Here is a 24227-nt window from a genome sequence, read left to right as displayed (position 1 = left end):
CCCATGATGACGAGCAATCGGCATATTCAATAAATATGCGGTGTGGTTGGAAAATTCTCGGGGAAAAGAGTCGTGACAATGACTTAAGTTGCACTTTTCATGAATGAGATAGCGGGTTCTGCCTCACATCCCCTTCCCCGCCCTTTCGTCTCAAGCCACGCTCTTCAGGGGTTTCCCCTTTGGCAGTTCAGTATCCAGCTTGTCTTCTTTGGGGGAATTCCCCTGCCCTTTTCCACCGCGCAATACCTGCTGCAACTGATCCCGCTGCTCGGCCAGATAAAAGGCCAGACTCTCCTGCTGCTCCGGTGCAAGCGCGACCGGCGCACCCGCCAGCAGTGTCATCAGCTCATCGGCGGTGTCCAGCAGTTTGTCATAGGCATCCGCCTCTTTCTTGCTGGCAAAGGTCATCTTCTCCACTCCCCCACGTACCACAACATACTTGATCTCAACGGCCATCGCGGCGCCCTCCTGATGATAGTGATTGCAAGTATATGTACATATATACAGTATTGCAAATACCCTCAGCATGTCGGCATGCATCGCCAGCTCCTGCTTGGCTGGCGGCGGCCAGTTCACAGCGGAAAACACGTCTTTTCAAAGGGGGGTGTGCAGCTCGGCAAGACAGGGCAGGCGTTTTAAGGTAAATTTCATCAATTCCTTCAACAGGTTGAATCGTATGTCGGATCCGCACTCGGTGATTGTCTGTCCGGCCTGTGACTTGCTGATCGAACGCAAGTTGCTGCCGCTGCGCCGTCACGCCCATTGCCCCCGCTGTCATCAGCATCTGTATGGGCGCTATGCCTTTCGCCCTTCCCAGTTGATGGCGCTGACCATCACCGGATTCCTGTTGCTGCCTTCCGCGTTTTTTGAGCCTTTGATCTATCTTCGTCTGGCGGGCGTGAACTCGGACGCCAACCTGATCAAGGGAATTATGATGCTGTATGCCGAGAGCGAGCTCTGGGTGGCAACACTGGTGCTCTGGTGCGCCGTGCTGGCGCCGACAGGGCTGCTGCTCGGGATCTTTGCCCTCGCCTCCGGCCTGGCCAAGCGCTGGCATCTGCTGGCGTGGACCCTCAAAGCGGTCGAGGTATTTCGCCACTGGGCCATGCTGGAGGTGTACATCGTCAGCCTGCTGGTCGCCCTGTTCAAGCTCATCGACATCGCCGACGTGCGCCTGGGAGGCGGTCTGCTGAGCCTGGGTTGTCTGATGCTGCTCAACATGACACTGCTGATCCTCTTTGATCCTGCCCCTTACTGGGAACGGATTCCGCTGCAACACGCCTCCCGGGAGCCGGACCATGTCCCCGATCAGCGCCCGTGAACTGGGGCTTTGCCGCTGCCATACCTGCGGGTTGCTGGTGCGCCATCAACACGGCATGAGCTGCCCTCGTTGTCACACCCCCTTGCAGATGCGCATCCCCCATTCCCTCGCCTGGTCATGGGGCCTGCTGGCGCTGGCCACCTTCATGTTGTTGCCTGCAAACCTGCTGCCCATCACCCACTTCTACAACAAGGGATTATTGCAGTCCGATACCATTTTCAGCGGTATCATGGCGCTCTATCGCAGCAAGATGTCCGGCATCGCCACCATAGTACTGACGGCTAGCATCATCGTGCCCATCGGCAAGATCCTGGGTCTTGGCTGGATCTGCTGGCAGTTGCAGCGCAGCAAGCCGGTGCGCCGCAAACGCCAGCTCGTCATGTACCGCATCATCGATTTCATCGGACGCTGGTCCATGCTGGACCTGTTCGTCATCTCGCTGATGGTGGCCCTGGTGGATCGCGGCGTGCTGCTCAACGTGCGTGCCGGCCCCGGGGCGACGGCGTTCGCCGGCGTGGTCGTGCTTACCATGATGTCGGCCAGGATGCTCGATACCCGCCTGTTGTGGGACAAGGCGGCCCGTTAATGTTTTTTGTGTCAAACGTGCTGTGCATCACAGCCAATGTAAGGAGTCGGTATGGTCGGGGCTGAGCCCGTCATTGAGAAGCACCGCTGGTTATCCCCGGTCTGGTTGCTGCCCTTCATCGCCCTCTTGCTGGCGGGAGGCTTTCTCTACCAGCAGTGGACGAGCAGTGGTCAACTCATTCGCATCAACTTTGCCCAGGGCAACGGTATCTTGCCGGGCAAGACCCAGCTGCGCTATCAGGGGGTCGCCATCGGCGTGGTCCAGGAGCTGGAACTGGCACAGGATGGTCGCAAGATTGCGGTGCTAGCCAAGGTGGACAGCCGTGCCCGCTCCCTCATACGCAAGGGCTCCGACTTCTGGCTGGTGAGTCCCAAGGCGTCACTGACCGAGATCTCCGGCCTGGACACCCTGGTGTCCGGCAACTACATCAACCTGCAACCCGGACGGGAGAACAACCCGCTGGAGGATGAGTTCGATGCCCTGGATGGCCCTCCCCCCGGTTATCAGGCCCAGGGGCGAACCCTGCACCTGACAGCCGATTCTCTGGGATCGGTGGGCATCGGCGCCAAGATCTATTTCCGCGGGCTGGAGGTGGGCAGTGTCATCAATACCCGTCTTGGGGAAGAGAACCAGAACGTGATCCTGGATCTGGTGATCGAGCCGCGTTTCGAGCACCTCGTCAAGGCGGATACCCGATTCTGGAACATCAGCGGCATCAAAGGCTCCTTCAGCCTGGCTGGCGTCAGCGTGGAAGCGGGCAGTCTCACCTCCATTCTGAGCGGCGGCATTGCGTTTGACTCCCCCAAGGATTCTCCCGTGGCGCAAAAAGGGGTCAACTTCATCCTCTACAAGGGGCTTGCCGAGGCCGCCCGGGGTGAGCGCATCACCATCCAGGCGGGGACTCTGCCCATCAAGGAAGGGATGCCCATCCTCTATGAGGGCATCGAGATTGGACGAGTCGACCCTATTCGCCTCACCGAACAGGGACGGAGCGTGACGGCCCTCATCAACCCCGAACAGGCGTTCCGGGTGACCGGCAAGAGTCGTCTGGTGTGGGAGACGGTCTCTCTCTCCCCTGCCGGGATCAAGCATGCGGATCGCCTGCTGGCCGGGCCCGCCATTCGTCTGGACTATGAACCCGGTAAACGGGTAAACACCATGACCCTGGAGAGCCAGGCACAGCGCGGCGGCATCAAGCTGACCCTGCAGGCAGAGGATCTCGCCGGTTTGAGCGAAGGGGCTCCGCTCTGGTTCAAGGGGTTGCAGATAGGTCAGCTCGGGGCACTGACCCTGGATGCCGGCGGCAATGCCAGTGTCGAGTTGCTGGTGAACGAGCGTTATCGCCATCTGCTGCAACGGGCTCGCTTCTATCGCGCCGCCCCCTTGCAGGTGGAGGCGGATCTCAGCGGTATCAAGGTGGAGACCAGCCCGGCCAGTGCCTGGTTGGCGGGGGGCATCAAGTTGGTACAGGCTGCGAAGGGTGACAGGATTGACCGCCTCTACCCCAGCCAGGAGCTGGCCCTGCTTGGGAGCCGCCATGCCAAAGCGGTCAGCTGGACGCTGCGTGCCGCTCAGGCTGATGGGATCGGTGTGGGCTCCCCCGTCTTCTACCTGGGACTGGAAGCGGGCAAGGTCAAGGCGCTGGATGCCGATGATCGCGGGGTGGCCATCACCCTGGAGATCGATGCCATCTATTCCCCTTTGCTCAAGCAGCAACCCCAGTTCTGGAAGAAGGCCGCCATCGACGGCAAGATCCGGCTCGACGGCGTGCAGGTCAAGATGGGGAACCTCGCCACCCTGCTACGTGGTGCCATCGAATTCGACAAGCTGGGGACAGGTCGCAGCAGTCATCAGCTCTTTGACAGCAAGGAGCAGGCAAGCTCCCAGGTGCGCACCCTCACCCTCACTGCGGATCACAACCCGGGTCTCGGGGTCGGCAGCCCCATCCGCTATCGCGGAGTGGACATCGGCAAGGTGGAGCAGGTGGAACTGGACCCGACCCTGGGCCAGGTAAGCTTCAAGGCCGAGCTGAATGAGCAATATGCCGCGCGCTTCCTGCAATCCGGGGCGCGCTATGCCCTGGTGCAGGCCAAGGTCGGGCTGGGAGGCGTTGCCCACCTCGATACCCTGATCAAGGGGGCCTTTGTGGAGGCGACACCGGGCCGAGGGGCTGGCAAGGAGACCTTCCCCTTGAGCCAGAGTGGCCCCGCCGGTCTTGCCCTGACCCTCAAGAGCCCCTCCGTCGATGGCATCAGCGTGGGCAGCCCCCTGCTGTTTCGCAAGATGGTGGTGGGCAGCGTCACCGGCGTGACCCTGGCCCGGGATGGCAGCGAGGTACTGATCGATGTGAATGTGGATGGACAGTACGCCCATCTGATACGCGCCAACAGCCGCTTCTGGAATGTCTCCGGGGTCAAGGCCGATATCGGGCTGACCGGTGGCACCATCGAGGTCGAAACGGTGCAAAGCCTGCTGGCGGGCGGGATTGCCTTCAATACGCCGGAGCGGGAGATGGGCGCGACCGTCAAGGCGGGCCATCGTTATCCGCTTCATGCCAAGGCGGAAAAAGAGTGGCTGGAGTGGAGTCCCCGCATCTTGCCCTGAGTTATTCCCCTGCTCGTCAAAAACCGGCCTTGTGCCGGTTTTTTTATGGCCTCATGGACTCTCCCATCAAGAAGGGCGGCGCACTGTGGTAAGATGTCGCCCCTCATTTTGGGTCAGCGAGATTGCGCCGTGCACGACAACACCTACCTCCCCGATCACTTCCTGCGTCACATTGCGGAGTTCATGCCATCCCATCTCTCCATGGAGGCATTCGTGGCGAGTTGCCGGCAGCCGCTGCGGCGCAGCATCCGGGTCAACACCCTCAAGGTCACGGTATCCGAGTTTGTCGCCCGCATGGCGCCGCTTGGCTGGCAGCTGGATCCCGTTCCCTGGTGTGAAACCGGCTTCTGGCTCATCCGCAGTGATGAGAGCGTTCCCCTTGGCAACACGGCCGAGCATCTGTGCGGCCTCTTCTATATCCAGGAAGCGAGCTCCATGTTGCCGGTGACGGCGCTCTTTGCCAGTGAGCAAACCAGAGGGGATGGCATGTTGCTGGACGCGGCCGCCGCCCCTGGCTCCAAGACTACCCAGATCGCGGCGCTGATGGAGAACCGCGGCATGCTGATCGCCAACGAGTTTTCCAGCAGCAGGTTGAAAGTGCTGAGCGCCAATATCCAGCGCTGCGGTGTGACCAACGTCGGCATGACCCATTTCGATGCCAAGGTCTTTGGCCAATGGCTGCCGGAAACCTTCGACGCCATCCTGCTCGACGCCCCCTGCTCCGGGGAGGGGACAGTGCGAAAAGATGAAGACGCACTGCGCAACTGGAGCCTGGAGAGCATCGAGGAGATCGCCGCGGTGCAGCGTGGCCTGCTGGAGAGCGCTTTTCACGCCCTCAAACCCGGCGGCGTACTGGTCTACTCCACCTGCACCCTGAGCCTGCAAGAGAACCAGGACGTCTGCCAGTCACTGCAAGAGAAGTTCGGCGATGCCTTCAGCTTTGACTCGTTGGCCGATCTCTTTCCGGGGGCGGAGAAAGCCTGTACGCCGGAGGGATACCTGCATGTGTGGCCCCAGATCTTCGACAGTGAAGGCTTTTTCGTCGCCCGGTTGCACAAGCATCACTCCGTGCCCAACACCATGTTCAAACCGGGCAAGCTCGGCAAGTTCCCCTTCTCGCCGCTGCCAGAGAAAGAGGTCGGCCCCATGCTGCGGGAGATTGAAGGGAATTTTGGCATTGTGCCCCATGGCCAACTGTTTAGCCGCAATGACGAGATTTGGCTCTTCCCTCACGCCTTCGAGCAGGTACAGGGGAAGCTGCGTTTCGATCGCATCGGCATCAAGCTGGCTGAAACCTTCAAGAAGGGATATCGATTGACCCATGAATGGGCTCTGGCTTACGGCCATGAGGCGAGCAAGGGATGCGTCGAGCTGGATGCCGCCAATGCCCGTGAATTCATGATGGGACGAGATCTCTGGCCAGAGCAGGATGCCGGGACTGGGGAAGTGATCGTTCGTTACCAGGGGCACCCGCTAGGCATGGGGAAATGGGTGGGGAGTCGCATCAAGAATGCCCTGCCCCGGGAGCTGGTACGGGACAACAACCTGTTCAATGCGTGAGAGTGGGGTCGCTCGAGCAAAAACAGCGCCTGTTCGAGTCTGAAAAACCCCCACTCTGGTTGAACTTTTATCCGGTTCTTGAAATGCCTAGAGCCTTGTCTAAGCTTAAGGCTATCCGCATACCAGTTAGCGCACGGCTCTGCAAGGAGCCAATTCCCCTATGCCAGGTACAAGGAATTCGTACCTGGCTTTTTTTGTCTTCCTTTTTCAACCATGCCGGCACGATACCATCGTCTATTCGAGCATGTCTGCCGACTCGGGAATATCGCTCTGCTGCGCGTTGGTCGTTTGTTGCAGTTCGTGCTGATAGAGCAGATCGATCGCCTGCTCGATGATGGAGGCCTGACTGTCTTCCAATTGTTGCCCCAGCATGGCCAACCGCTCTGCATGACGATTGCTTATCCAGCATTGCAACCGGCAGTGGGTTTCCTGCTTGCGCTTCACGTGCTGGCGCTGCCGTTCGGCGTTCTCTTGAGCGGCGCTTTTCTTCAATTCCTGGCTGCCATCACCCTCTGACATATTATTGTCGCGAATGTTATCTCTCATTTTTCGTTGGCATCTTCTACGAAAGTAAATCGGATTACGACTCCCCCACCGTCATGATGTCTGTGGAGGACGGATTGAATATACCATCAGATCAACAGGATATCATTTAACATAAAAAAAGCATAAGCGCGGTTTGGGTGCCAGCCAGACTACTCGCCCCTATCGTCATCAACCCCACTGCCAGCGCGGTCCCTGTGCTGGCGCAGTACTTTTTTAGGGCGTCGTACCAAGCGGCTTTCACACCTGGAGTCTTTGCTCTGACCGCTTGCAGCGAAATCATGACTTCTAAAGGGTCTAGTCCTGCCCCTTCAGCAAGAAAAATTGCTGTTTCATCAGTGAATTGTGCTCGACCTTTATTTATGCCAGCGATGTAAGCACTGCTAAAACCGAGGTCTTGGCACACTTGTGCATAACTGGTGTAGTTTTTGGCCCTCATGTAGGCCTCCATCAGCGTTTTCGAGTCCATTTATCTACCCTCATTTTTATTCAAATCGATCTTATCACAGCATCTTACGCTCTCATTCCGCACGTTGTAATAAGTTAGCGCCTCACATATAAGTCATTCGAACTTACTACTTAGTGAGCGTGTGACATGGAACGCCAGACCCTACAGCAAGAACCCCCTGTTTACCACGTCTGCCAGCAATGCGGCGGCGATGGCTGCGAGGCATGTTCTGACCTCTGCATTCTGGAAGGTGAAATCGATACCTTTCCCGATGAGTGCGTTTACTGTGGCGCCGTTGGTTATCATGCCGACGGTTGTCATTTCGTTGATTCCGACATCTTCCGCATCTCACATATTGGTGACCGTCATGCGTGAATTGGTCGCTGCCTTCATTCTTTGTCTCTTTGCAATTGCAGTTGCAGGTCTCATTGCTGAGCAAGTTGTTCTGTGGACGTTTGATGACTCCACCATCATGCTCTTGCGTGAAAAGGGGTTCTTAAAATGATTCGTTTCCCCTCCTACTCCGCTCAAAAGGACCTCAACAATGGACGTACTGTCATCAATGGACGATCTGCCGTCGATGCTCTCTTACATCCTTCTCTGGGTCTTCGTCATTCCAGGGATCTTTCTCACCTTGGTTTGTCTGCTCATGAAAGTTACCTCTACCAATTACGCTCTTCTGAACCGTATCTGGCGATGCTCCGGCAGCAGTGGGCGGAAGACCAAGCAGCCGCCCTCCCCTTAGACCTCAAGGCCCACTACGCCGACAAAGAGACCCATCATATTCAGGTAGGCTCGTTCGCCTACCTCGATGACACCGCCTTACTCAAGTATGGCGACATCAATGCCCCCGAGCACTGCCAGTACCGTCATGACATGACCGTGCGCAATCACTACCTCCTGCCCTGGTTCCGTTCTGCCTACAGTCAAGCCCTTGAGTACGCCGATTTGCTCACCGCGAACCAGCGTATCAAAGAGCTTTACGACCTCATGAACGTGTCCGGCGACTGCGGTACCCTCTCCCTCACCTCTGACGATGAAGGGTTTGAGGCATTTGCTGAGCGCTTGGCTAAGCATGTGATGACCATTCGGAGGGATTACTACGATGGCGATGAAGATGAATATCGGGCGTTTAAGGTGGTTCACGCCTTACTCGTTGGGTACGATTTTCGGGATGCTGGATTCGATTACGATTTCGAAAATCCCAATGCTCCTCGCCCGTGTCACTGGCTCAATCGTTGGTGTGACCCTACTTATCTGGTTCGGCTTATTCGTCGCGTTTCTGCTCGCCGACTCTTCGACGCCGCTCGGCTTGCTGGCGTGGTTGGCAAGTTCGCCCAGCCATACGCACCTGACTATCTTGTTTCTCGCCGCGGGCATCGTATCCATAAGAATCGATCCACTCTTTCAGGTCTTGCAGCTGTTTGCCTCGATGATGAACTTGTGGGCTGTCCTCTCACCGACGCCATAGATGCTTCCGTCTCCAATCCCGAGGTTCAACGCGCCGAGCTGATGGCTCGCCTCAAGGGCTTCGAGCAAGTCGCCAAGCAAGAGCGCCATGCCGCCCTCTTCCTCACCTTAACCTGCCCTTCCCGTTTCCATCCGACCAGTGGTGGCAAACCTAACCCCAACTGGTTGGATGCTGGTCGCCCTACCGTCAAAGATGGGCAATCCTATCTCAACGGCGTATGGCGCAACATTGGTCGCCGCTGTGCTGACAAGGGCACCGATGCCAACCCCAAAGAGCCGATTTCTGTTTACGGATTTCGATTCGCTGAGCCTCATGCTGATGGCACCCCCCACTGGCACGCCATCATCTTCGTCCCTTACAAGCAGGCCAATGAGTTCCGCACCATCTGCCGCCGTGAGTGCTTCAAAGACTCCCCTGATGAGCCGGGTGCCCGCAAACATCGCTTTACCTGCAAACCGTTATCTCTCAAGCGCGGCTCTGCTGTTGGCTACTGCTCCAAGTACATCGCCAAGAACGTTGACGGCTTCGCAGTTGGTGAGGATTACGAAACGGGTACGGCTGCCCTTCAAACCGTCCAGCGCGTCCTTGCCTGGAAGGGAGCCAATAACATCCGCCAGTTCCAGCAGATAGGCGGCCCCACTGTCACCTCATGGCGTGAGCTGCGCCGCATGTCTACACAGGATTACGATATGCCCGGATTTGAATCCCTTTCCCAAGCTGATTGGCTGCTTCTTGAAGCCTGCCGGCGCTCTGCTGATGCTGGTGACTGGGCCGAGTTCTGCGTTGCCATGGGCGGTATTTTCTGCCCCCGTGACCAGCAGGCCCTTCGCCCTGCTTACTCCACTCCCCGCGCCTTCACTCGCCTCAATGCTGGCAACGTGGGTCGCCCATACCACCAGAACGCCGAGGATTTCGAACTCCTCATCAGCCCCGAGGGGCGCATCACCCAGTATGGCGACAAGGCCCGCGCCACCATTGATGGCCTTCTGTTCAACCAGATCCACATCGCCACCCGTCTCAAGCGTTACCAGATCAAGAGCCTGGAAGCGTGGGAGGCCCAGAAGAAGAAAATCCTTGAAGCCGTTCGCGATTACTTCATCACGGCCACTGAGACAGGCGAATACCTCCACATGGCTGATGAGTTGTATCAGGAGGGGCGGCAGAAGCTCTTGGAAGACCTTGATAACTCCCAGCTCCTCGCCCTGGACTGGGCCGACTGGCAGGAGTGGGCAGCGCGCAGCGCTGGCGACTCCTGTCCAGTCGCGCCTCCTGTCCCCTTGGACCCGTGTCAATAACTGCCCTAAGCACTCAACCACCAACTACACAACGCAACGAATCGAGGTAAGAAAATGAAAATTATTGCTCAAATCCTGTCTGCCACCGACATCACCACCTCTACCAAAGACCGTGACAACCGCAAAGTCACGACTGGCCAGGTCAAGCTGTTGTGCACCGACCCCAGTCAGATCATCGATGTGGCCATCACCGAAGAGCAGGTGGCCGCCGGGTATCACGCATCGCTCAAGACCCTCGTCGGCAAAGGCCCGACCGAATTCATGGTCGAGTATCGCTCCGGTTCGTTCGGTGATGACAACAACCGTCACCGCTCCTACAACGGGTTCCGCCTCGTGGATCTCCCTGCCAGCGTCCAGGCAAAGGTGTAAGCCGTGGACGTTGATTACTCCCAACTGATAGTGGCCGCTTCTTACATGCTGCTATTCGCTGTTGGGTTCATGGGAGGGAATCAACGCTGATGGACTCAACAATCGCACTGTATATCGCTGGCGGGCTGCTTGTTTGGCTCGTCGGATATGGTTCTGGCACGGTGTTTCGACACACTCGCCAGATTTTTGAAAAGGCCTCTCGCGGGTCTTGATAGTGGTAAACGCTTATCAAATCTTTGATAAGTGAAACAGTAATCAAAAGGAAACTGATTATGAAAATTCGCAACATGGTTCGTAAGTACGCCGCTCCCGTTCTGGTTGTTGGCTCTGCCCTGGTCTCCGGTATCGCATCCGCTGAAATCGATGCTGCTGCCGTGACTGCCGTCAAGACTGCCGTCATCGCTGACGCTGGCACCGCTTCTGCGGCTGGCTTCGCCATCATGGCCGTCGTTCTGTCCCTGTCCATCGGCTTCGGTCTGCTCCAGACCTTCGCCCGTAAGGGTGCACAAGGCTGATCAACCTCGGGGCTTTGCCCCTGTACTGTCGGGGGGCTCTGCCCCCCTTTTTTATGGGGGATATATGCGCCCGTTCATCATACTCTTTACAGCCTTATTGACCTTCAGCGGCGGCGTGGCTGCTTTTTCCATGTCGTCAGTCATCAAGCAGGCTGAAATAATTCGTGTCAATGCCGTTACCGCTGCCACTAATACCGCCATAACGGTCAGCACAACTATTCGTGGCTTTGCTGCCAATGACCCTTATCAAATTAAAACTGTTGATGTTCCTAAAACCAGATTCATGGGGCATGTTAAATCTAATGTGGGTTCCCTTGTTAAGAAAAATGCTTTTTATGCTGGTTGGTTTGCAACTATGGTTGCCGCTGGCTGGGCTATTGATGAGTTAACCAATCAAGTTTTAGCCCCTAGTGGCAATCCATATATTTCACCATCTCACCCACTTCAAAGGTGTGGTAGGGGACGTTACCCTTACAATATTGAAACTGTTATCTTGTCATATAGCTCTTCCGGTAATTACCCCACTTATTCTGATTGTTTAGCTGCATTAAAAACAGATCCTAAATTTGAAATTCGTGGCAATATAGTTTGCGAGGGTGATTCCTGTAAAATTCCTGCTAGGTATTCTTTTAGTTCTGGTTCTTTGGTGGGGTTTATTATTCTTCATAACAGTCCTAATGGCCCCCCTCTTACTCCTGTTGTCGATAAGGTACCTGTTCCTGACGATTCTATGTATGATTCCCTTACTTCATATATGCTCCAGAATCCAGATAAAGCCCCTCAGGCTTTTATGGTCCCTGACCCTTGGCCATATCCATATCCTGAGATTTTCCCCGACACCGTTCCCTATATCCCCGGTGTTACGCAATCAGACCAAGAGCTGCTTGATTTGTATGCTCAAGGTTTACTGCAATCGACTAATCCTAATGCTGCTCATTACGTTTCCCCTGAGAAGCTGGCAGAGATTGCTGCCTTGGCGGGTCAGTTACAACAGGGCTTAAATCCCGAGGCTGCCGTTGATGCGGCTAACCAAGCCGCTCAATCCCCTGTCACACAAGCTCAGCTTGAGGAGATACTCAAGAAACAGGCTGCTGCTGAGGCTAAGGCTGATGCCGCTGCTGTTACACAAGCCGCCTCCGCTCTGGCTCCTGCCGCCACTGCCCTTGATAAACTCAATGATGAAAAAGCGGACTTGGAAGGGATGATAACGGATGCCCCTACAGCGCAACCGCCTTCCACCATGCCAAATATATTCAAGTGGACCCTTCCAACTGGTAATTGTCAGCCCTACCCTTTTACGTTCACCATTCAAGCAGGCTCTGCCCATGCTGATGATAATGGGGCTTTTTGCCAAACCTATAATGAAGTTGTCCACCCTCTTATATTCTGGTTTTTAAATATGCTCACCGCCATTTACATATTTTCTATATGGTCCCGTACTATGACATCTGTTGTTGGAGGTAGGTAATGAAACTTTTAATTGCTTTTTTGATTGAAAAGATTGGCGAATTGTTCGCTAAAATAGTTTCTTTCTTTTCACGTAAGGCGGCTGTTGCTGCCTTGATTCTTGCAATGACTACCATGGTTGTCACGTTTACATCAGCCATCAATGGACTGCTTGCAGGTATTTCAACATCCAGTGTTGCCAATGGTTATATCCTCTTTGGCCTCGGACTGCTTCCATCTAACACTGCCGCTTGTATTGCTGCCATAGGTGTTGCCAAGGCTGCCCAATGGCTCTTTATCTGGCAGATGGCACTTGCCCGCTCTACTTTTGATGGCAAATAAGGGGGTTCAATGAAAGCGCCTTATTTCGTCACGGGGCCTGTTGGCGCGGGTAAGACCGTTAATATGGTCAATATTATGGTCGGGTATCTTAATGAGGGCCGTCCTGTTGCCACTAACATTGATGTTTATCCCGAGCACATGCCCCTCAATGAAATCGGTAAACAGACTCCTATTATCCGGCTTCCCGAAGAGCCCCGTTCGTCCGACCTTGAAAACCTCGGCTATGCCTATGAGCGCCCCAAGAAAACCGCCCTTTGGTCTGCACAAGAACAGCTCTATGACGAATCCAAAAATGGCTGCCTCGCCCTGGACGAAACCGCCTTCTTCATGAATACCCGTGACTGGAACAACCCGGATCGTGCCCAGCTTATCAAGTGGCTCCGGCTTGTTCGAAAGCGCGGCTGGAATGCGTTCCTCGGTGTCCAGGATATCGAGTCTATCGACAAACAGATCGTCAATGCCCTTTGCCGCACTGTCTGCTGGTGCTACAGCACCGACACCATGTTCAGCGCTTCCATGGGGGCCAAGGGTTTCCTTGTCTACCCGCTGATCTGGTTCGCCCGTCTCTTCATCCGGTTTGTGCTCCGAGTTCCCCGTGTTCACGTTGCCAGCTACTTCAAGGGCAAGAGCAAGACCACGGGATCCCCCTGTGGCACCAAATACGCTTGGGGCCGCTGGCTCTACAAGGCCTATGACACCGCCCAGGAATTTGACGATGGCAAAGAGCTGTTTGATTTTCCGGTACGGGATTCAAAGGGTTTGTACAAGTGCCGCATCAGGCTCGGCAATGGCGATTACAAAGAGGCCTATTTGCACCCGTCAGCCATTGATGCCACCCCCGATTGTGAGCGCATCACAGAACCCCGTTTCGTTGATATGCGGGCCTGCTATACCATCCTCCCGGCCAAGTACATTCATCAGTGGTATGGTGCAAAAGACCAGGCGAAATCCCCTCTACCGGATGCGCCTCAAATCCGATTCCCGATCACCAATCCATTCCTTATCCCGCGCTACGTCATGATGAAGTGTGCTGACCGTGTTGCTCGATCCCAGAACGTTCCTCTTGCTTCTGTCCTGCTGCGCTGGGGCCTTGTCAGCTACGCCACGGCACGTTCTCACCCCGAACTCGGCCCCGTCATTCGTCGGCAATATTGGTTGCGTCGCTACGGCCTCAAATCAACGGTGGATTATCATGGTCGGGTTATGCTGTAGTGTGTTTTCCACACGGCAGGAGCCCAGTGATGAACAAGAACAAAAAGGACTATATCTACAATCCCAAGCTCTTCAGACGGCCCCGTGGCTCTTCCTCTTCCCCTACCCCACTTCCCCTAACCCCGTCAGTTAAACCGGGCAATGCGGCCTTTCTCGTCGGCCTGATGCTTGGCTTTATGGCGGGATTCATCCTGGCAAAGCTGATCTGATCTCTTCCCCTTTCCTCCCTTGTTTTGTCCAAAGGAATAGCGTCTATCCATAGGGGGCGACCCTCTTTCATCGTCCTGCGCCCGAAGGGCGCCCGAGCGAAGCGAGGCCAGATGATACCCCGTCAACCCCGCCTAATCCCAAGCCGTGGCCAGTTCTTTTTTTATCCAAAACAATTGAAATTCGTATACGTAAATCATTCATCTGCTATAATGAATAATGTAAACGGAAATCAATTGGAGATACGGAAATGGCTGATGCAAAGCGTGGTGGTGCTCGTCCAGGTGCCGGACGTCCCAAGGGAGAAACAACGACGATGGTCAGGGTGCCGGATGGTTGCCTGGAACAGGTTCGGCAATTGATTTCTGTCTACAGAAACGGCGGTGAATTGCCTTCATTGCCTGCTCAACAAGCTGGTGATGCTCATAAACAGGTCGATTTGCCGTTTCCTTCTCCGGTTCCTGAAGTGGGGCCGCTTCAGCGTAAGGCTCATGAGGCTTGGGCTGTGTTCAATGACGTTATTATGGCGAACCCCTTCGGCATCAATCTACGTGAGCGTTACTTCAATATGGCGGCCGATGCTGATGAACTTGGCTATTCCTATCTGTTTTTCCTTCAGCTCCTGGAACGTTTGGTGAACTTGGCCAAGGCCAAGGATAACAACCATTGCCCGATCCAGTGGGTCAACATCAGAGAACTGCGCCAGTTCGCGAAGGAATTGTATCGCGCCAATCCTTCTTGGCACTGAGGGGCGTCAGCCCCTACAAGCCGCCCACTGCTGGTGATGGGGACACCATGCGGTAGGCGGCGGAACATGCCCATCTAGACCAGAGGTGGGGCCCCCCTCCTCCTGCTAAACCGGCTTTTGAGGCTCTCATTATCAGAGGTAGGTAAACGCCTTAGCGCTCCAGGCTGCTACCTATAAAACCTGTACTTCTTCCTTGGCGACTGCCACCGCTTATAGTGCTCTGCCCCCATGATGTCGATTAGCTCCAGCCGTTGCCGGGTCATTTGTGAGCCTGCGGGGGTGATTAGGTGATAGCCTGACATACGCCACCCCTCCCAGTATCTCTCGAAAATTGACGGTAGTTCCCTGCCTGCAGCCATTCTCATGACCCTTTTGCACACGTCTGGTATCTTTTTCCCCTCATCCCATAATGTGACCTCTGTCACAGATACAAAACAAAGTTTGGCTGTTTCTTCCTTGTTCAAACCGCACTCAAACCATCGAAATATGAAATTTTTAGTCAGATTACGTTCCATGTTGTTCAAACCGTTATAACTGGCATATTCCAGCCGGGCATAGTTTGAGGTCTCATTTAACGTAATCTGTGCAGGGGCGCGGTTTGCTATAACAACCCATCCAGGGCGTGATCGGAGAACTTGTGGGCATCATCGAAATATTCCTGCAAGGTGCGCATGTCCTTGTGTCGGGTCACCTCGATGATCTTGTTCATCGGTTTGCCCGCCGTTACCGCCGAGGTGATGAATCCCCGCCGCAAACTGTGGCCACTGACGTGGAGATCGTCGATGGCCTGGCCGGTTCGCCGCTTGATCATCAGGTTGATACCTTGCGGCCCCAGGGGGTCTGCCATCAGCTGTCCCCAGCGATTCATCCGGCGAAACAGGGGGCCCTCAGCAATCCGGCTTTTTTTCAGCCATTGTTGCAGTGCAGAGACCGGGCAATACCGGGTACCTGGAATGAGTGCTATCTCCGATTCATGGAGCTGATGTTTGCTTGGTTTGAGACGAAGGCGTATCCCCTGCCCCACAAACTGCACGTCATTCACCTCGATCCTGGCCGCTTCCGATCGGCGCAAGGCGCCACTGAACATCAGGAGCAACAGGGTGTAATCCCGAAGTCCCGCCAGGTTGCAGGTATCTATCTCGTCCAGCACGCAGGCCAATGGTTTCAGGGTCAGCGCCCCCGTTTTGCGTTTGCGGTTATCACCGAGCCGTACTATGCCCCGCATCATCTCCTTTATCTCCGCATGCTCAGTCGGCATGGGGTGGATCCCCTTCTGCTTGAAGGCATAGCGAATGCCGGCAAGCCGTCTTACCAGGGTGGCCGGTTTGCGAGGCTCCCCGTTGCGAAGCTCCCCCTTCCCTTCTTCCTTGTCGAGCCAGACCCAGTTGGCCAGGATGCCGTCGGCCTGATCCGCCAAAAAATTCATGATGTCGTGGTGTGTCGTCTGCAAGGGATCCAGCCCGTGGAGTTGGCACCAGGAGACAAAGATGCGGGTATCTGCCTGATAGGCATTGAGGGTGGAGTCGGCTTTGGCGCTGCGCAGGAAGCGTCTTGCCCGGCTGTTCAGCTGAGGATCGAAGACGCTCTGCAAAGATTGCTGAACTGGGTTTTGAAGGCGTGGGTAGTTCACTTAACTATATGATTTAAAGCGGAGTTTCGGTGGATCTTACAGGATCATCCAGATCTATCAAGTATCGATAATGAATATTATCGATACTTATGAAGACTGCTTTAACCCATTTCAGCTCCCTCATTTATTCTTCAAGCACTCTGTTATGCTTGGTCCGTTTTATCAGGATTGTGGATTTAATCTCATCAGTATCCACTGCAAAGGTGAGAGATAACGAACTCAGATGATCATTTTTGGATGAATCATGATAGTGCAGATTGTCATAGTAAAACGCCCCGCTATGCGGGGCGTTGTCTGTTATCGCTTTGCCAACTTGAACAATTCGAAGAAATTGTGGCTGGTGGCCTCCGCCAATTCAGCAAGCGGAATCTGGCGAAGATCCGCGATAAATTGGGCAACGTCGCGAACAAAGGCCGGCTCGTTCTCCCTCCCCCGGTGCGGAACCGGTGCCAGATAGGGAGAGTCGGTTTCAACCAGCAGTCGCTCCAGGGGCAACGCCTTGACCACTGCCTGCAGGGCTGAGGCGTTCTTGAAAGTGGCTATCCCCGAGATGGAAATATAGAACCCCATGGCCATCGCGGCCTCGGCCATTTCGAGAGACTCGGTGAAGCAGTGCAGCACTCCGCCCACCTGTTCGGCCCCCTCCTCTCGCATGATCCGCAGCGTGTCTTCCTGGGCATCCCGGGTGTGGATGATGAGCGGTTTGTTCAGTGCCCGGGCTACCCGGATATGTTCGCGGAAAGAGGCTTGCTGTACATCCTTGTTTTCCGGTGAATAGAAGTAGTCGAGCCCGGTTTCGCCGATGGCCACCACTCTCTCATCGGCCGCCTGAGTCAGCAGCAAGGCAGCATCCACCCCGGGATCCTGATTGAGCGGGTGGACACCGCAGGAGGCAAACACCTGGGGATAGGGAGCGATGGCCTCCATCATGGTCGGGAACTGGGCCTGGGTCACACTCACGCAGAGAAAATATCCCACGCTCTGCTGCGCCGCCTTGGCCAATACATCGGCCATGTCGGTCTGCTTGGAGCCATAACTCAAGCGATCGAGATGGCAATGGGAATCAACGAGTAACATAGACAACCTTGTTTATAACCAGCGATTGAGCCAGTTCATCAAATGGATGGTGGGATTGGAAAGCTGTCCTGGCTGACAAGCCTCTTTCAGCATAACCAGCTGCTGTTCGGCTTCCAGGAGCCGTTCGCTGGAGTGTTTCTCTGCCAGTTGCTGGCTGAGTGATGCAAGGTCAGGCATTGCCAGTTGATGATGGCCGCAGCCAGCCTGAAGCTTGAGGGCATCACACAGGAAGAGCTGCAACCAGTGCAGCCGGACCTGAGTATCCTCGGCCAACTGGGCACAGACATTCGCCGCACGGGTGGGGGCCGATGCCAGCGAGACAAATCCGTCGAGCAATGCCAGTCTGGCATCATCTTGCTGTGTTTCGATGTAGCTCAGCACCCGCAGCGGCGCACCCTGGCAGATCCGCACCTGGGCCTGGGTGGCCTGATGGCCCTGCTCGGCGAGCCAGGCAAGGGTCTCCCCCTCAGAGGGGAGCTGGCAGACATGCTTGTGACAACGGCTCAAGATGGTGGGGAGCAGGCGAGATACCCGGGATGCGATGAGCAGCAACAGACTGTCGCCAGCCGGCTCTTCCAGCGTCTTCAGCAAAGCATTGGCGGCAGACTCCGTCATGCGCTCCGCCTCTTGAATGATCACCACCTTGCCGCGACCGAGCTGGGACGTGCTCTGGAGGCGGCTGCAAATCTCCCGGATGGCTTCGACACCTATGGTCTTGCCCTCGGGCCCCAGGGTGCCAAGATCCGGGTGATGCCCCTTCTCAAAAAGCTGGCAGGAGTGGCACTGACCGCAGGGCTCACCTCGTTGTGGATGCTGACACAGGTGCAGTCGCGCCAGTCGCTCTGCAAGCTGCTCCTTGCCAAGGCCGGGATCGCCTAGCAGCAACCAGGCGTGGCCGAGCCGTCCGGCCCGGGCCGTCTCGCTCAAGGCATGCCAATCCGGGATCAGCCAGGGATACATAGCCCCTCGCTTGCCAGATAATGCTCAAGGGCTGCCTCGATGGCGGCTTTGACTTGCGCCGGGGGCAACCCGGCATCGATGACCTGGATGGAATCATCGGCGGCCGCCAACTCGAGGTAACGCTGGCGGGTACGTTCAAAGAAGCCGATCTGCTCCAGCTCAATCCTGTCCAGCTCGCCGCGATGGCGGGCCCGCTGCAGGCCGATGGCAGGATCAATGTCGAGATAGAGCGTCAGATCCGGCTTGAAATCCCCGAGGACCGCCCGTTTGATGGCGCCGATGAGGTTCGCATCGATGCCGCGGCCACCCCCCTGATAGGCCTGGGAGGAGAGATCGTGGCGATCGCCCACTACCCAGATGCCGTCTGCCAGGGCAGGCTTGATCCGGGTCTCCACCAGTTGTACCCGGGAGGCGTACATCAACAGCAGCTCGGCCTCGACGGTCAGGCGCTCGTCGTGCACCTCCTTGACGATGGCCCGCATGCGTTCCGCCAGCGGCGTGCCGCCCGGCTCCCGGGTGCACTCGATCCGCGCCACTCCGTGGGCTTGCAGATAGTCGGTGACATAGCGCACCGCAGAGCTCTTCCCTGCCCCTTCCAATCCTTCAATCACGATAAATTTAGACATTAGGGTTTCTTCAATATGTATTCACGCACCGCCCGATTGTGTTCATCGAGGGTCTTGGAGAAGTAGTGGGCACCGCCCCCCTTGGCAACGAAGTAGAGATAGTCGGTCGATTTGGGGTTGAGCGCCGCCTCGATGGAGGCCTTGCCCGGCATGGCGATGGGCGTCGGAGGCAGACCGTCGATCACATAGGTGTTGTAGGGGTTAACGTCGGTCAGATCGCTGCGGCGAATGTTGCCATCGTACCTGTCCTTCACCCCGTAGATGACGGTAGGGTCGGTCTGCAACTTCATGCCAAGGCGTAGACGATTGACGAACACAGAGGCAATCTGGGCCCGTTCATCCGGTTGGCCCGTCTCTTTTTCGATGATGGAGGCCATGATGAGCGCCTCATAGGGTGTCTTGTAGGGCAGATTGGCCTGACGCTTCTCCCAGGAAGCCTCCAGGAACGTTTTCATGTCCTGATAGGCGCGGCGCAGGATGGAAAGATCGCTGGCATGAGTGGTATAGGCGTAGGTTTCCGGCAGGAACCACCCCTCCAGCTTGCCATTTTCGATGCCGAGTTCCTGAGCCAGTTCGGTTTCGCTCTGCTCCAGAGTCAGGCGCTCCAGATAGGGAGCGCTGGAAAGTTGCTTCAGCCAATCCTCAAAACGGGACCCTTCGACAAAGGTCAGGCTGAAGTGAAACTCCTTGCCGGAAGCAAAGAGAGAGAGAGTCTCCTTGAGCGGCGCCCCTTCCTTGATTTCATAGGTACCGGACTTGATGGCCACCAGTTCGGGATGACCGCGCAACCAGAGACGCACCGCCCAGGGGCTGGTTTCCCCCTCCCCCAGTTCGGCAATCAGGCGCGCCGCATGGGCGCCTTTTTCGACGGTAAAGAGGCGGGTTGGCCCCTTGTTGGTGAGCGTCTCCACCTGTTGCCACTTGTGATACACGTACCCTCCGGCAACGGCGACAGAGAGTGCCGCCCCCGCGAGCAGGGTGTAAAGCCGATTAAACTTCAATGACCAAGCGCTCCTGTAAACGGCGAATCAATACCGGACTGGGATAGTGCATATCCCCGATGCGGGTGACCGGGACAATCCCCATCAGGGTATTGGTCAGCCAGACCTCTTCCGCCTGCCAGAGTGACTCCAATGGAGCCTCGACGACACGCAGTTCAATGCCCATCTGTTTAAGCATCGTCATCACGCGCTTGCGCATGATGCCATCGATCCCGGCGCGGGTGAGATCCGGTGTGAACACCGTCCTGCCGCGACGCCAAAACAGATTGGCGCTGACCCCTTCTACCAGAAATCCCCGGCTGTTCAAGACTATACCTTCGACCCCGCCACGCGCAGCAAGTTCGCGCTTCAGCATCACTTGTTCGAGGCGCCCCAGCGTCTTGAGACCGGCGAGCATGGGACTGTCCCCAAGCTGCTGCTGGCATACCAGGGCATTGATGCCGGTTTGCTGCCAATCATGATAATGCTCAGGATAAGGTGCCAGAGAGACGATGCGAGTCGGCGTGTCACAGCCTGCGCCGTCATATCCCCGCCCACCGGCGCCCCGGGTCAGCATTATCTTGACGACAGCCTGTGTCTGCCCAGAAGCCAGCTGCGCCGCCTCGTCGGCAAGCAGGTCCCAGGAGTGCTCGCCAAAACCAAGCCGGGCGTTGGCATGTTGCAGCCGGGCCTGATGGTCCTGCCACCAGAGTACCTTCCCTTCCCTCACCAGCATGGTGGTGAAATGACCATCACCGTATGCCAGTCCACGATCCCTGGCTGACAGTGTTTCTGTGGGTATTCCATTAATCAGCAAGGGGATCCCTCCGATAAAAAAGGCCCGATACTGCCGTATCGGGCCTTATCATTCGCCCAGAGCGAATTATACGCGTTTGAAGATCAGGGAGCCATTGGTGCCGCCAAAACCGAAGGAATTGGAGAGGGCATATTCGAAGCTGCCGGCCTTGGCAACATGCGGCACCAGATCCAGGTTGCACTCATCATCCGGGTTGTCCAGGTTGATGGTGGGAGGCACCATCTGGTCACGCAGAGAAAGCACGGTGATGATCGCCTCGATGGCGCCAGCCGCCCCCAACAGGTGGCCTGTCATGGACTTGGTGGAGCTGACCATCAGGGCGCTGGCATGTTCACCAAACACCTTCTTCATGCCGCGCAGCTCTGCCACATCCCCAAGGGGGGTAGAGGTACCGTGGGCATTGATGTAACCGATCTGCTCGGGTGCGATGCCAGCATCCTTTATGGCGTTCTTCATGGCGCGTGCGCCACCATCGCCGTCCGAGGGAGGGGCCGTCATGTGATAGGCATCCCCACTCATGCCAAAGCCGACCAGCTCGGCATAGATCTTGGCGCCGCGGGCCTTGGCATGTTCATACTCTTCCAGCACCAGCACGCCGGCACCGTCGCCCAGCACGAAACCGTCGCGATCCTTGTCCCAGGGGCGGCTCGCCTTCTGCGGTTCGTCATTGCGGGTGGAGAGCGCCTTGGCAGCGGCAAAGCCGCCCATGCCCATGGGGGTGGAGGCTTTCTCGGCACCACCGGCGACCATCACGTCCGCATCGCCATAGGCGATCATCCGGCCAGCCATGCCGATGGCATGGGTACCCGTGGTACAGGCGGTTGTCACGGCGATGTTCGGGCCCTGCATGCCTTTCATGATGGAAAGATGACCGGACACCATATTGATGATGGTGGACGGAACGAAGAAAGGGCTCAGTTTGCGGGTGCCGCCATTGATGAGGCTGCTGTGGTTCTGCTCAATCAGACCCAGACCGCCGATACCAGAGCCGATGGCAACGCCTACCCGCTCCGCGTTCTCTTCGTTGATGATCAGGCCGGAATCTTCCAGGGCCTGAACACCCGCCGCCACGCCATACTGGATGAAGAGATCCATCTTGCGGGCTTCTTTGCGGTTGATGCCGAACTCTTCGGGGTCGAAATCCTTGACCAGGCCTGCGAAACGGGTTGCGAACTCGCTTGCATCAAAGTGGTCGATGAGGGAAATGCCGCTCTGCCCGTTGAGCAGGGCTTGCCAGCTGGATTCGGCAGTGTTGCCTACCGGGGAAAGCATCCCCAAGCCGGTCACCACGACTCTGCGTTTTGACACTGAGGTAGTCTCCGAGAGGTGTTTTGAAAGGGGTAAACATAAAAGAAGCGGCCCTTGGGCCGCTTCTTTCAGAACAGGAACTTATTCCTGATTAGCGGTGATGTAGTCGATAGCCGCTTGAACAGTGGTGATCTTCTCGGCTTCTTCATCAGGAATTTCGGTATCGAATTCTTCTTCCAGCGCCATTACCAGTTCAACGGTATCCAAAGAGTCAGCGCCCAGGTCGTCGACGAAGGAGGCAGCGTTCTTCACGTCTTCTTCTTTAACACCCAGTTGTTCGATGATGATTTTCTTTACGCGTTCTTCGATGTTGCTCATGACCTGAATTTTCCTTTAAAAATACGCTATTGCGTCTGGTTGGGGTAGTGTATTCAATTGACGTGAGTTTGCAAGTGACTTGCCGCTGGTCAAACCACGAAATGTGCCAAACTTCGGCGTATTATCGCAAATTTGAACAGAACTCACGACAAATTGATTACACCATGTACATCCCGCCATTAACATGCAGGGTTTCGCCGGTAATATAGGCGGCATCATCCGATGCCAAGAATACCACAGCGGCAGCAATTTCTTTCGGATCGCCCAAACGGGCGGCAGGCACCTGATTCATGATGCCGGCGCGCTGCTCTTCATTGAGCGCCTTGGTCATGTCGGTCTCGATGAAACCGGGAGCAACCGCATTCACCGTGATGCCACGGGATGCCACTTCACGGGCCAGCGACTTGGTAAAGCCAACCAGGCCCGCCTTGGCAGCAGCATAGTTGACCTGACCGGCGTTGCCCATGGTGCCGACCACGGAACCGATGCTGATGATGCGACCGTTGCGCTTCTTCATCATGGCTCGCAATACCGGCTTGCTCAGACGGTACAGGGAGGTGAGATTGGTGTCGATGATCTCGTTCCACTCGTCATCCTTCATCCGCATCAGCAGGTTGTCGCGGGTGATGCCGGCGTTGTTGATCAGGATGTCGATGTCGCCAAAACGCGCCTTAATGGCAGCGAAGACGGTTTCGATGGATTCCTGACTGGTCACGTTCAGTGCCATGCCGCAGCCTTGCTCACCCAGGTAAGCACTGATCGCTTCGGCGCCGCTCTCGCTGGTCGCAGTACCCACGACCTTGGCACCACGAGCAGCAAACGTCTCCGCAATCGCACGACCAATGCCACGGCTGGCGCCAGTGACCAACACAACCTTATCGGTAAAACTCATGACTTGCTCCTGTTTACTTGATCTGGGCCAGCGCCTGCTCGAACGAGGCGACGTCGTTGGCGTGAATACCTTCCACTCGCGCATCGATACGCTTGGCCAGGCCGGTCAACACCTTGCCCGGGCCCATCTCGATTTCGAGGGTTACACCGTCGTTTGCCATGCGCTCTACCGTTTCAGTCCAGCGAACCGGGCTGAACAGCTGACGCACCAGGGCTTGCTTGATGGCGGCAGGATCCTGCTCACAAGAGACGTCGACATTATTGATGACGGCGATGGCAGGAACCTTGATCTCGATCCCATCCAGGGCGGCGGCCAGCTTTTCTGCGGCCGGTTTCATCAGGGCGCAGTGGGAGGGTACGGAGACCGGCAGCGGCAGAGCACGTTTGGCACCTGACTCTTTCATCAGCACGTTGGCACGCTCGACCGCCTCTTTGTGGCCGGCGATGACCACCTGGCCCGGAGAGTTGAAGTTGACCGGAGAGACCACCTGCCCCTGGGCCGCTTTCTCACAGTTGGCAGCGATGCTTTCGTTGTCCAGACCGATGATGGCAGCCATGGCGCCAGTCCCTTCCGGTACGGCTTCCTGCATGGCCAGACCACGCAGCTCGACCAGTTTGACGGCATCGGCAAACGCCAGCGCGCCGCTGCACACCAGAGCGGAGTATTCCCCCAGGCTGTGGCCGGCCATCACGGCAGGGGTTGCCCCGCCTTGTTGTTGCCACAGGCGCCACAGCGCGACGGAGGCGGTCAACAGCGCTGGCTGGGTACGCCAGGTCTTGTTGAGATCCTCGGCCGGGCCTGCCATCACCAGGGCAAACAGGTCATAACCCAGCACCTGGCTCGCCTCGGCGAAGGTCTCTTTAATCACGGCGTGTTGCTCGGCCAGCTCGGCCAGCATGCCGACGCTCTGGGAGCCTTGTCCCGGGAAGGCAATGGCAAATCGGGTCATCAT

At 56.5% G+C, this 24227-nt stretch carries 28 protein-coding genes; 14 read left to right on the top strand and 14 right to left on the bottom strand.

Features of this window, described 5'->3' with window-relative positions; translation table 11 throughout:
* Positions 1–150: 150 nt before the first annotated feature.
* Positions 151–456, bottom strand: coding sequence for a YebG family protein (locus OKC41_RS02275; RefSeq protein WP_010674755.1), 306 nt, complete (start codon positions 454–456; stop codon positions 151–153).
* Positions 457–676: 220 nt separating this feature from the next.
* Between OKC41_RS02275 and OKC41_RS02270 the strand changes: the two genes are divergently transcribed.
* The 4 genes from OKC41_RS02270 (at position 677) to rsmF (ending at position 6071) form a co-directional block, all read left to right on the top strand.
* Positions 677–1321, top strand: coding sequence for a paraquat-inducible protein A (locus OKC41_RS02270; protein ID WP_010674754.1), 645 nt, complete (start codon positions 677–679; stop codon positions 1319–1321).
* Positions 1299–1907, top strand: a complete 609-nt coding sequence (locus OKC41_RS02265) for a paraquat-inducible protein A (RefSeq protein ID WP_010674753.1) — start codon at positions 1299–1301, stop codon at positions 1905–1907. The genes OKC41_RS02270 and OKC41_RS02265 overlap by 23 nt, the downstream gene beginning before the upstream one ends.
* Before the next feature lie 51 nt (positions 1908–1958).
* Positions 1959–4511: an MlaD family protein gene (locus tag OKC41_RS02260; protein ID WP_201893966.1), complete on the top strand. Its 2553-nt coding sequence runs from the start codon at positions 1959–1961 to the stop codon at positions 4509–4511.
* Between the two features lie 129 nt (positions 4512–4640).
* Positions 4641–6071, top strand: coding sequence for a 16S rRNA (cytosine(1407)-C(5))-methyltransferase RsmF (rsmF, locus tag OKC41_RS02255; protein ID WP_201894262.1), 1431 nt, complete (start codon positions 4641–4643; stop codon positions 6069–6071).
* 234 nt (positions 6072–6305) lie between these two features.
* Here rsmF and OKC41_RS02250 read toward each other — a convergent pair whose 3' ends face one another.
* Both OKC41_RS02250 and OKC41_RS02245 read right to left on the bottom strand, forming a co-directional pair.
* Positions 6306–6590: a RepB family protein gene (locus OKC41_RS02250; RefSeq protein WP_113070258.1), complete on the bottom strand. Its 285-nt coding sequence runs from the start codon at positions 6588–6590 to the stop codon at positions 6306–6308.
* Between the two features lie 133 nt (positions 6591–6723).
* Positions 6724–7083, bottom strand: coding sequence for a transcriptional regulator (locus OKC41_RS02245; protein ID WP_270671681.1), 360 nt, complete (start codon positions 7081–7083; stop codon positions 6724–6726).
* Between the two features lie 126 nt (positions 7084–7209).
* Here OKC41_RS02245 and OKC41_RS02240 point away from each other — a divergent pair, with 126 nt between their 5' ends.
* The 10 genes from OKC41_RS02240 to OKC41_RS02195 all read left to right on the top strand — a co-directional run bounded on the left by OKC41_RS02240 (position 7210) and on the right by OKC41_RS02195 (position 14667).
* On the top strand, positions 7210–7437 hold the full coding sequence (locus OKC41_RS02240; protein WP_270671679.1) for a hypothetical protein: 228 nt from the start codon (positions 7210–7212) through the stop codon (positions 7435–7437).
* A complete protein-coding gene (locus tag OKC41_RS02235; RefSeq protein ID WP_270671678.1) occupies positions 7430–7567 on the top strand; it encodes a hypothetical protein in 138 nt (45 codons plus the stop codon). Before OKC41_RS02240 ends, OKC41_RS02235 begins: the two co-directional genes overlap by 8 nt.
* Positions 7564–9828 (top strand): replication endonuclease, encoded by a 2265-nt coding sequence (locus OKC41_RS02230; RefSeq protein ID WP_270671676.1) that lies wholly within the window; start codon positions 7564–7566, stop codon positions 9826–9828. Before OKC41_RS02235 ends, OKC41_RS02230 begins: the two co-directional genes overlap by 4 nt.
* Positions 9829–9882: 54 nt before the next feature.
* A complete protein-coding gene (locus OKC41_RS02225; protein ID WP_270671675.1) occupies positions 9883–10197 on the top strand; it encodes a hypothetical protein in 315 nt (104 codons plus the stop codon).
* 272 nt (positions 10198–10469) lie between these two features.
* Positions 10470–10712: a hypothetical protein gene (locus OKC41_RS02220; RefSeq protein ID WP_270671673.1), complete on the top strand. Its 243-nt coding sequence runs from the start codon at positions 10470–10472 to the stop codon at positions 10710–10712.
* A 64-nt stretch (positions 10713–10776) separates the two neighbouring features.
* Complete coding sequence (locus OKC41_RS02215; protein ID WP_270671672.1) at positions 10777–12180, top strand: hypothetical protein; 1404 nt, start codon at positions 10777–10779, stop codon at positions 12178–12180.
* Positions 12180–12500 (top strand): hypothetical protein, encoded by a 321-nt coding sequence (locus OKC41_RS02210; protein WP_270671671.1) that lies wholly within the window; start codon positions 12180–12182, stop codon positions 12498–12500. Before OKC41_RS02215 ends, OKC41_RS02210 begins: the two co-directional genes overlap by 1 nt.
* A gap of 9 nt (positions 12501–12509) precedes the next feature.
* The gene (locus OKC41_RS02205) at positions 12510–13712 is read left to right on the top strand and encodes a zonular occludens toxin domain-containing protein (RefSeq protein WP_270671670.1); all 1203 of its coding nucleotides are present in this window, start codon (positions 12510–12512) and stop codon (positions 13710–13712) included.
* 29 nt (positions 13713–13741) lie between these two features.
* On the top strand, positions 13742–13921 hold the full coding sequence (locus OKC41_RS02200; protein ID WP_139736327.1) for a hypothetical protein: 180 nt from the start codon (positions 13742–13744) through the stop codon (positions 13919–13921).
* Between the two features lie 248 nt (positions 13922–14169).
* Positions 14170–14667, top strand: a complete 498-nt coding sequence (locus OKC41_RS02195; protein WP_270671668.1) for a hypothetical protein — start codon at positions 14170–14172, stop codon at positions 14665–14667.
* A 167-nt stretch (positions 14668–14834) separates the two neighbouring features.
* Here the strand turns inward: OKC41_RS02195 and OKC41_RS02190 are convergent, their stop codons facing one another.
* The 11 genes from OKC41_RS02190 to fabD form a co-directional block, all read right to left on the bottom strand.
* On the bottom strand, positions 14835–15026 hold the full coding sequence (locus OKC41_RS02190) for a DUF3653 domain-containing protein (protein WP_270671750.1): 192 nt from the start codon (positions 15024–15026) through the stop codon (positions 14835–14837).
* Positions 15027–15268: 242 nt separating this feature from the next.
* The gene (locus OKC41_RS02185) at positions 15269–16297 is read right to left on the bottom strand and encodes a site-specific integrase (RefSeq protein WP_270671667.1); all 1029 of its coding nucleotides are present in this window, start codon (positions 16295–16297) and stop codon (positions 15269–15271) included.
* 297 nt (positions 16298–16594) lie between these two features.
* Positions 16595–17374: a TatD family hydrolase gene (locus tag OKC41_RS02180; RefSeq protein WP_042863871.1), complete on the bottom strand. Its 780-nt coding sequence runs from the start codon at positions 17372–17374 to the stop codon at positions 16595–16597.
* A gap of 12 nt (positions 17375–17386) precedes the next feature.
* Positions 17387–18334, bottom strand: coding sequence for a DNA polymerase III subunit delta' (gene holB / locus OKC41_RS02175; RefSeq protein ID WP_201893967.1), 948 nt, complete (start codon positions 18332–18334; stop codon positions 17387–17389).
* Positions 18319–18960, bottom strand: a complete 642-nt coding sequence (tmk, locus tag OKC41_RS02170) for a dTMP kinase (RefSeq protein ID WP_042017643.1) — start codon at positions 18958–18960, stop codon at positions 18319–18321. Before tmk ends, holB begins: the two co-directional genes overlap by 16 nt.
* Positions 18960–19961, bottom strand: a complete 1002-nt coding sequence (gene mltG / locus OKC41_RS02165; protein ID WP_042017642.1) for an endolytic transglycosylase MltG — start codon at positions 19959–19961, stop codon at positions 18960–18962. The genes tmk and mltG overlap by 1 nt, the downstream gene beginning before the upstream one ends.
* Positions 19951–20757, bottom strand: a complete 807-nt coding sequence (pabC, locus tag OKC41_RS02160; RefSeq protein ID WP_180344748.1) for an aminodeoxychorismate lyase — start codon at positions 20755–20757, stop codon at positions 19951–19953. The genes mltG and pabC overlap by 11 nt, the downstream gene beginning before the upstream one ends.
* Positions 20758–20823: 66 nt before the next feature.
* The gene (gene fabF, locus OKC41_RS02155) at positions 20824–22065 is read right to left on the bottom strand and encodes a beta-ketoacyl-ACP synthase II (RefSeq protein ID WP_201893975.1); all 1242 of its coding nucleotides are present in this window, start codon (positions 22063–22065) and stop codon (positions 20824–20826) included.
* Between the two features lie 81 nt (positions 22066–22146).
* Positions 22147–22383, bottom strand: a complete 237-nt coding sequence (gene acpP, locus OKC41_RS02150) for an acyl carrier protein (RefSeq protein WP_005300909.1) — start codon at positions 22381–22383, stop codon at positions 22147–22149.
* A 157-nt stretch (positions 22384–22540) separates the two neighbouring features.
* A complete protein-coding gene (gene fabG / locus OKC41_RS02145) occupies positions 22541–23275 on the bottom strand; it encodes a 3-oxoacyl-ACP reductase FabG (protein ID WP_039041169.1) in 735 nt (244 codons plus the stop codon).
* Between the two features lie 13 nt (positions 23276–23288).
* Entirely contained in the window at positions 23289–24224 is a 936-nt protein-coding gene (gene fabD, locus OKC41_RS02140) for an ACP S-malonyltransferase (RefSeq protein ID WP_042863866.1), read from the bottom strand.
* Between the last annotated feature and the right edge of the window lie 3 nt (positions 24225–24227).

The organism is Aeromonas sp. QDB17 (assembly GCF_027705305.1).
In the GTDB taxonomy this organism is placed as follows: domain Bacteria; phylum Pseudomonadota; class Gammaproteobacteria; order Enterobacterales; family Aeromonadaceae; genus Aeromonas; species Aeromonas caviae.
The sequence above is the reverse complement of the archived record's forward strand: the minus strand, read 5'-3'. Positions and strand labels throughout refer to the sequence as shown.

Bases quoted from the DNA above. Each gene is read 5' to 3' on its own strand.
- OKC41_RS02190 (WP_270671750.1), bottom strand. From the start codon at position 15,026: ATGGCTGCAGGCAGGGAACTACCGTCAATTTTCGAGAGATACTGGGAG.
- OKC41_RS02215 (WP_270671672.1), top strand. From the start codon at position 10,777: ATGCGCCCGTTCATCATACTCTTTACAGCCTTATTGACCTTCAGCGGC.
- OKC41_RS02270 (WP_010674754.1), top strand. From the start codon at position 677: ATGTCGGATCCGCACTCGGTGATTGTCTGTCCGGCCTGTGACTTGCTG.
- OKC41_RS02250 (WP_113070258.1), bottom strand. From the start codon at position 6,590: ATGTCAGAGGGTGATGGCAGCCAGGAATTGAAGAAAAGCGCCGCTCAA.
- OKC41_RS02275 (WP_010674755.1), bottom strand. From the start codon at position 456: ATGGCCGTTGAGATCAAGTATGTTGTGGTACGTGGGGGAGTGGAGAAG.
- OKC41_RS02225 (WP_270671675.1), top strand. From the start codon at position 9,883: ATGAAAATTATTGCTCAAATCCTGTCTGCCACCGACATCACCACCTCT.
- fabD (WP_042863866.1), bottom strand. From the start codon at position 24,224: ATGACCCGATTTGCCATTGCCTTCCCGGGACAAGGCTCCCAGAGCGTC.
- holB (WP_201893967.1), bottom strand. From the start codon at position 18,334: ATGTATCCCTGGCTGATCCCGGATTGGCATGCCTTGAGCGAGACGGCC.
- fabG (WP_039041169.1), bottom strand. From the start codon at position 23,275: ATGAGTTTTACCGATAAGGTTGTGTTGGTCACTGGCGCCAGCCGTGGC.
- OKC41_RS02195 (WP_270671668.1), top strand. From the start codon at position 14,170: ATGGCTGATGCAAAGCGTGGTGGTGCTCGTCCAGGTGCCGGACGTCCC.
- OKC41_RS02180 (WP_042863871.1), bottom strand. From the start codon at position 17,374: ATGTTACTCGTTGATTCCCATTGCCATCTCGATCGCTTGAGTTATGGC.
- OKC41_RS02235 (WP_270671678.1), top strand. From the start codon at position 7,430: ATGCGTGAATTGGTCGCTGCCTTCATTCTTTGTCTCTTTGCAATTGCA.
- tmk (WP_042017643.1), bottom strand. From the start codon at position 18,960: ATGTCTAAATTTATCGTGATTGAAGGATTGGAAGGGGCAGGGAAGAGC.
- OKC41_RS02240 (WP_270671679.1), top strand. From the start codon at position 7,210: ATGGAACGCCAGACCCTACAGCAAGAACCCCCTGTTTACCACGTCTGC.
- OKC41_RS02260 (WP_201893966.1), top strand. From the start codon at position 1,959: ATGGTCGGGGCTGAGCCCGTCATTGAGAAGCACCGCTGGTTATCCCCG.
- OKC41_RS02220 (WP_270671673.1), top strand. From the start codon at position 10,470: ATGAAAATTCGCAACATGGTTCGTAAGTACGCCGCTCCCGTTCTGGTT.
- OKC41_RS02230 (WP_270671676.1), top strand. From the start codon at position 7,564: ATGATTCGTTTCCCCTCCTACTCCGCTCAAAAGGACCTCAACAATGGA.
- OKC41_RS02245 (WP_270671681.1), bottom strand. From the start codon at position 7,083: ATGGACTCGAAAACGCTGATGGAGGCCTACATGAGGGCCAAAAACTAC.
- OKC41_RS02265 (WP_010674753.1), top strand. From the start codon at position 1,299: ATGTCCCCGATCAGCGCCCGTGAACTGGGGCTTTGCCGCTGCCATACC.
- acpP (WP_005300909.1), bottom strand. From the start codon at position 22,383: ATGAGCAACATCGAAGAACGCGTAAAGAAAATCATCATCGAACAACTG.
- OKC41_RS02205 (WP_270671670.1), top strand. From the start codon at position 12,510: ATGAAAGCGCCTTATTTCGTCACGGGGCCTGTTGGCGCGGGTAAGACC.
- OKC41_RS02200 (WP_139736327.1), top strand. From the start codon at position 13,742: ATGAACAAGAACAAAAAGGACTATATCTACAATCCCAAGCTCTTCAGA.
- OKC41_RS02210 (WP_270671671.1), top strand. From the start codon at position 12,180: ATGAAACTTTTAATTGCTTTTTTGATTGAAAAGATTGGCGAATTGTTC.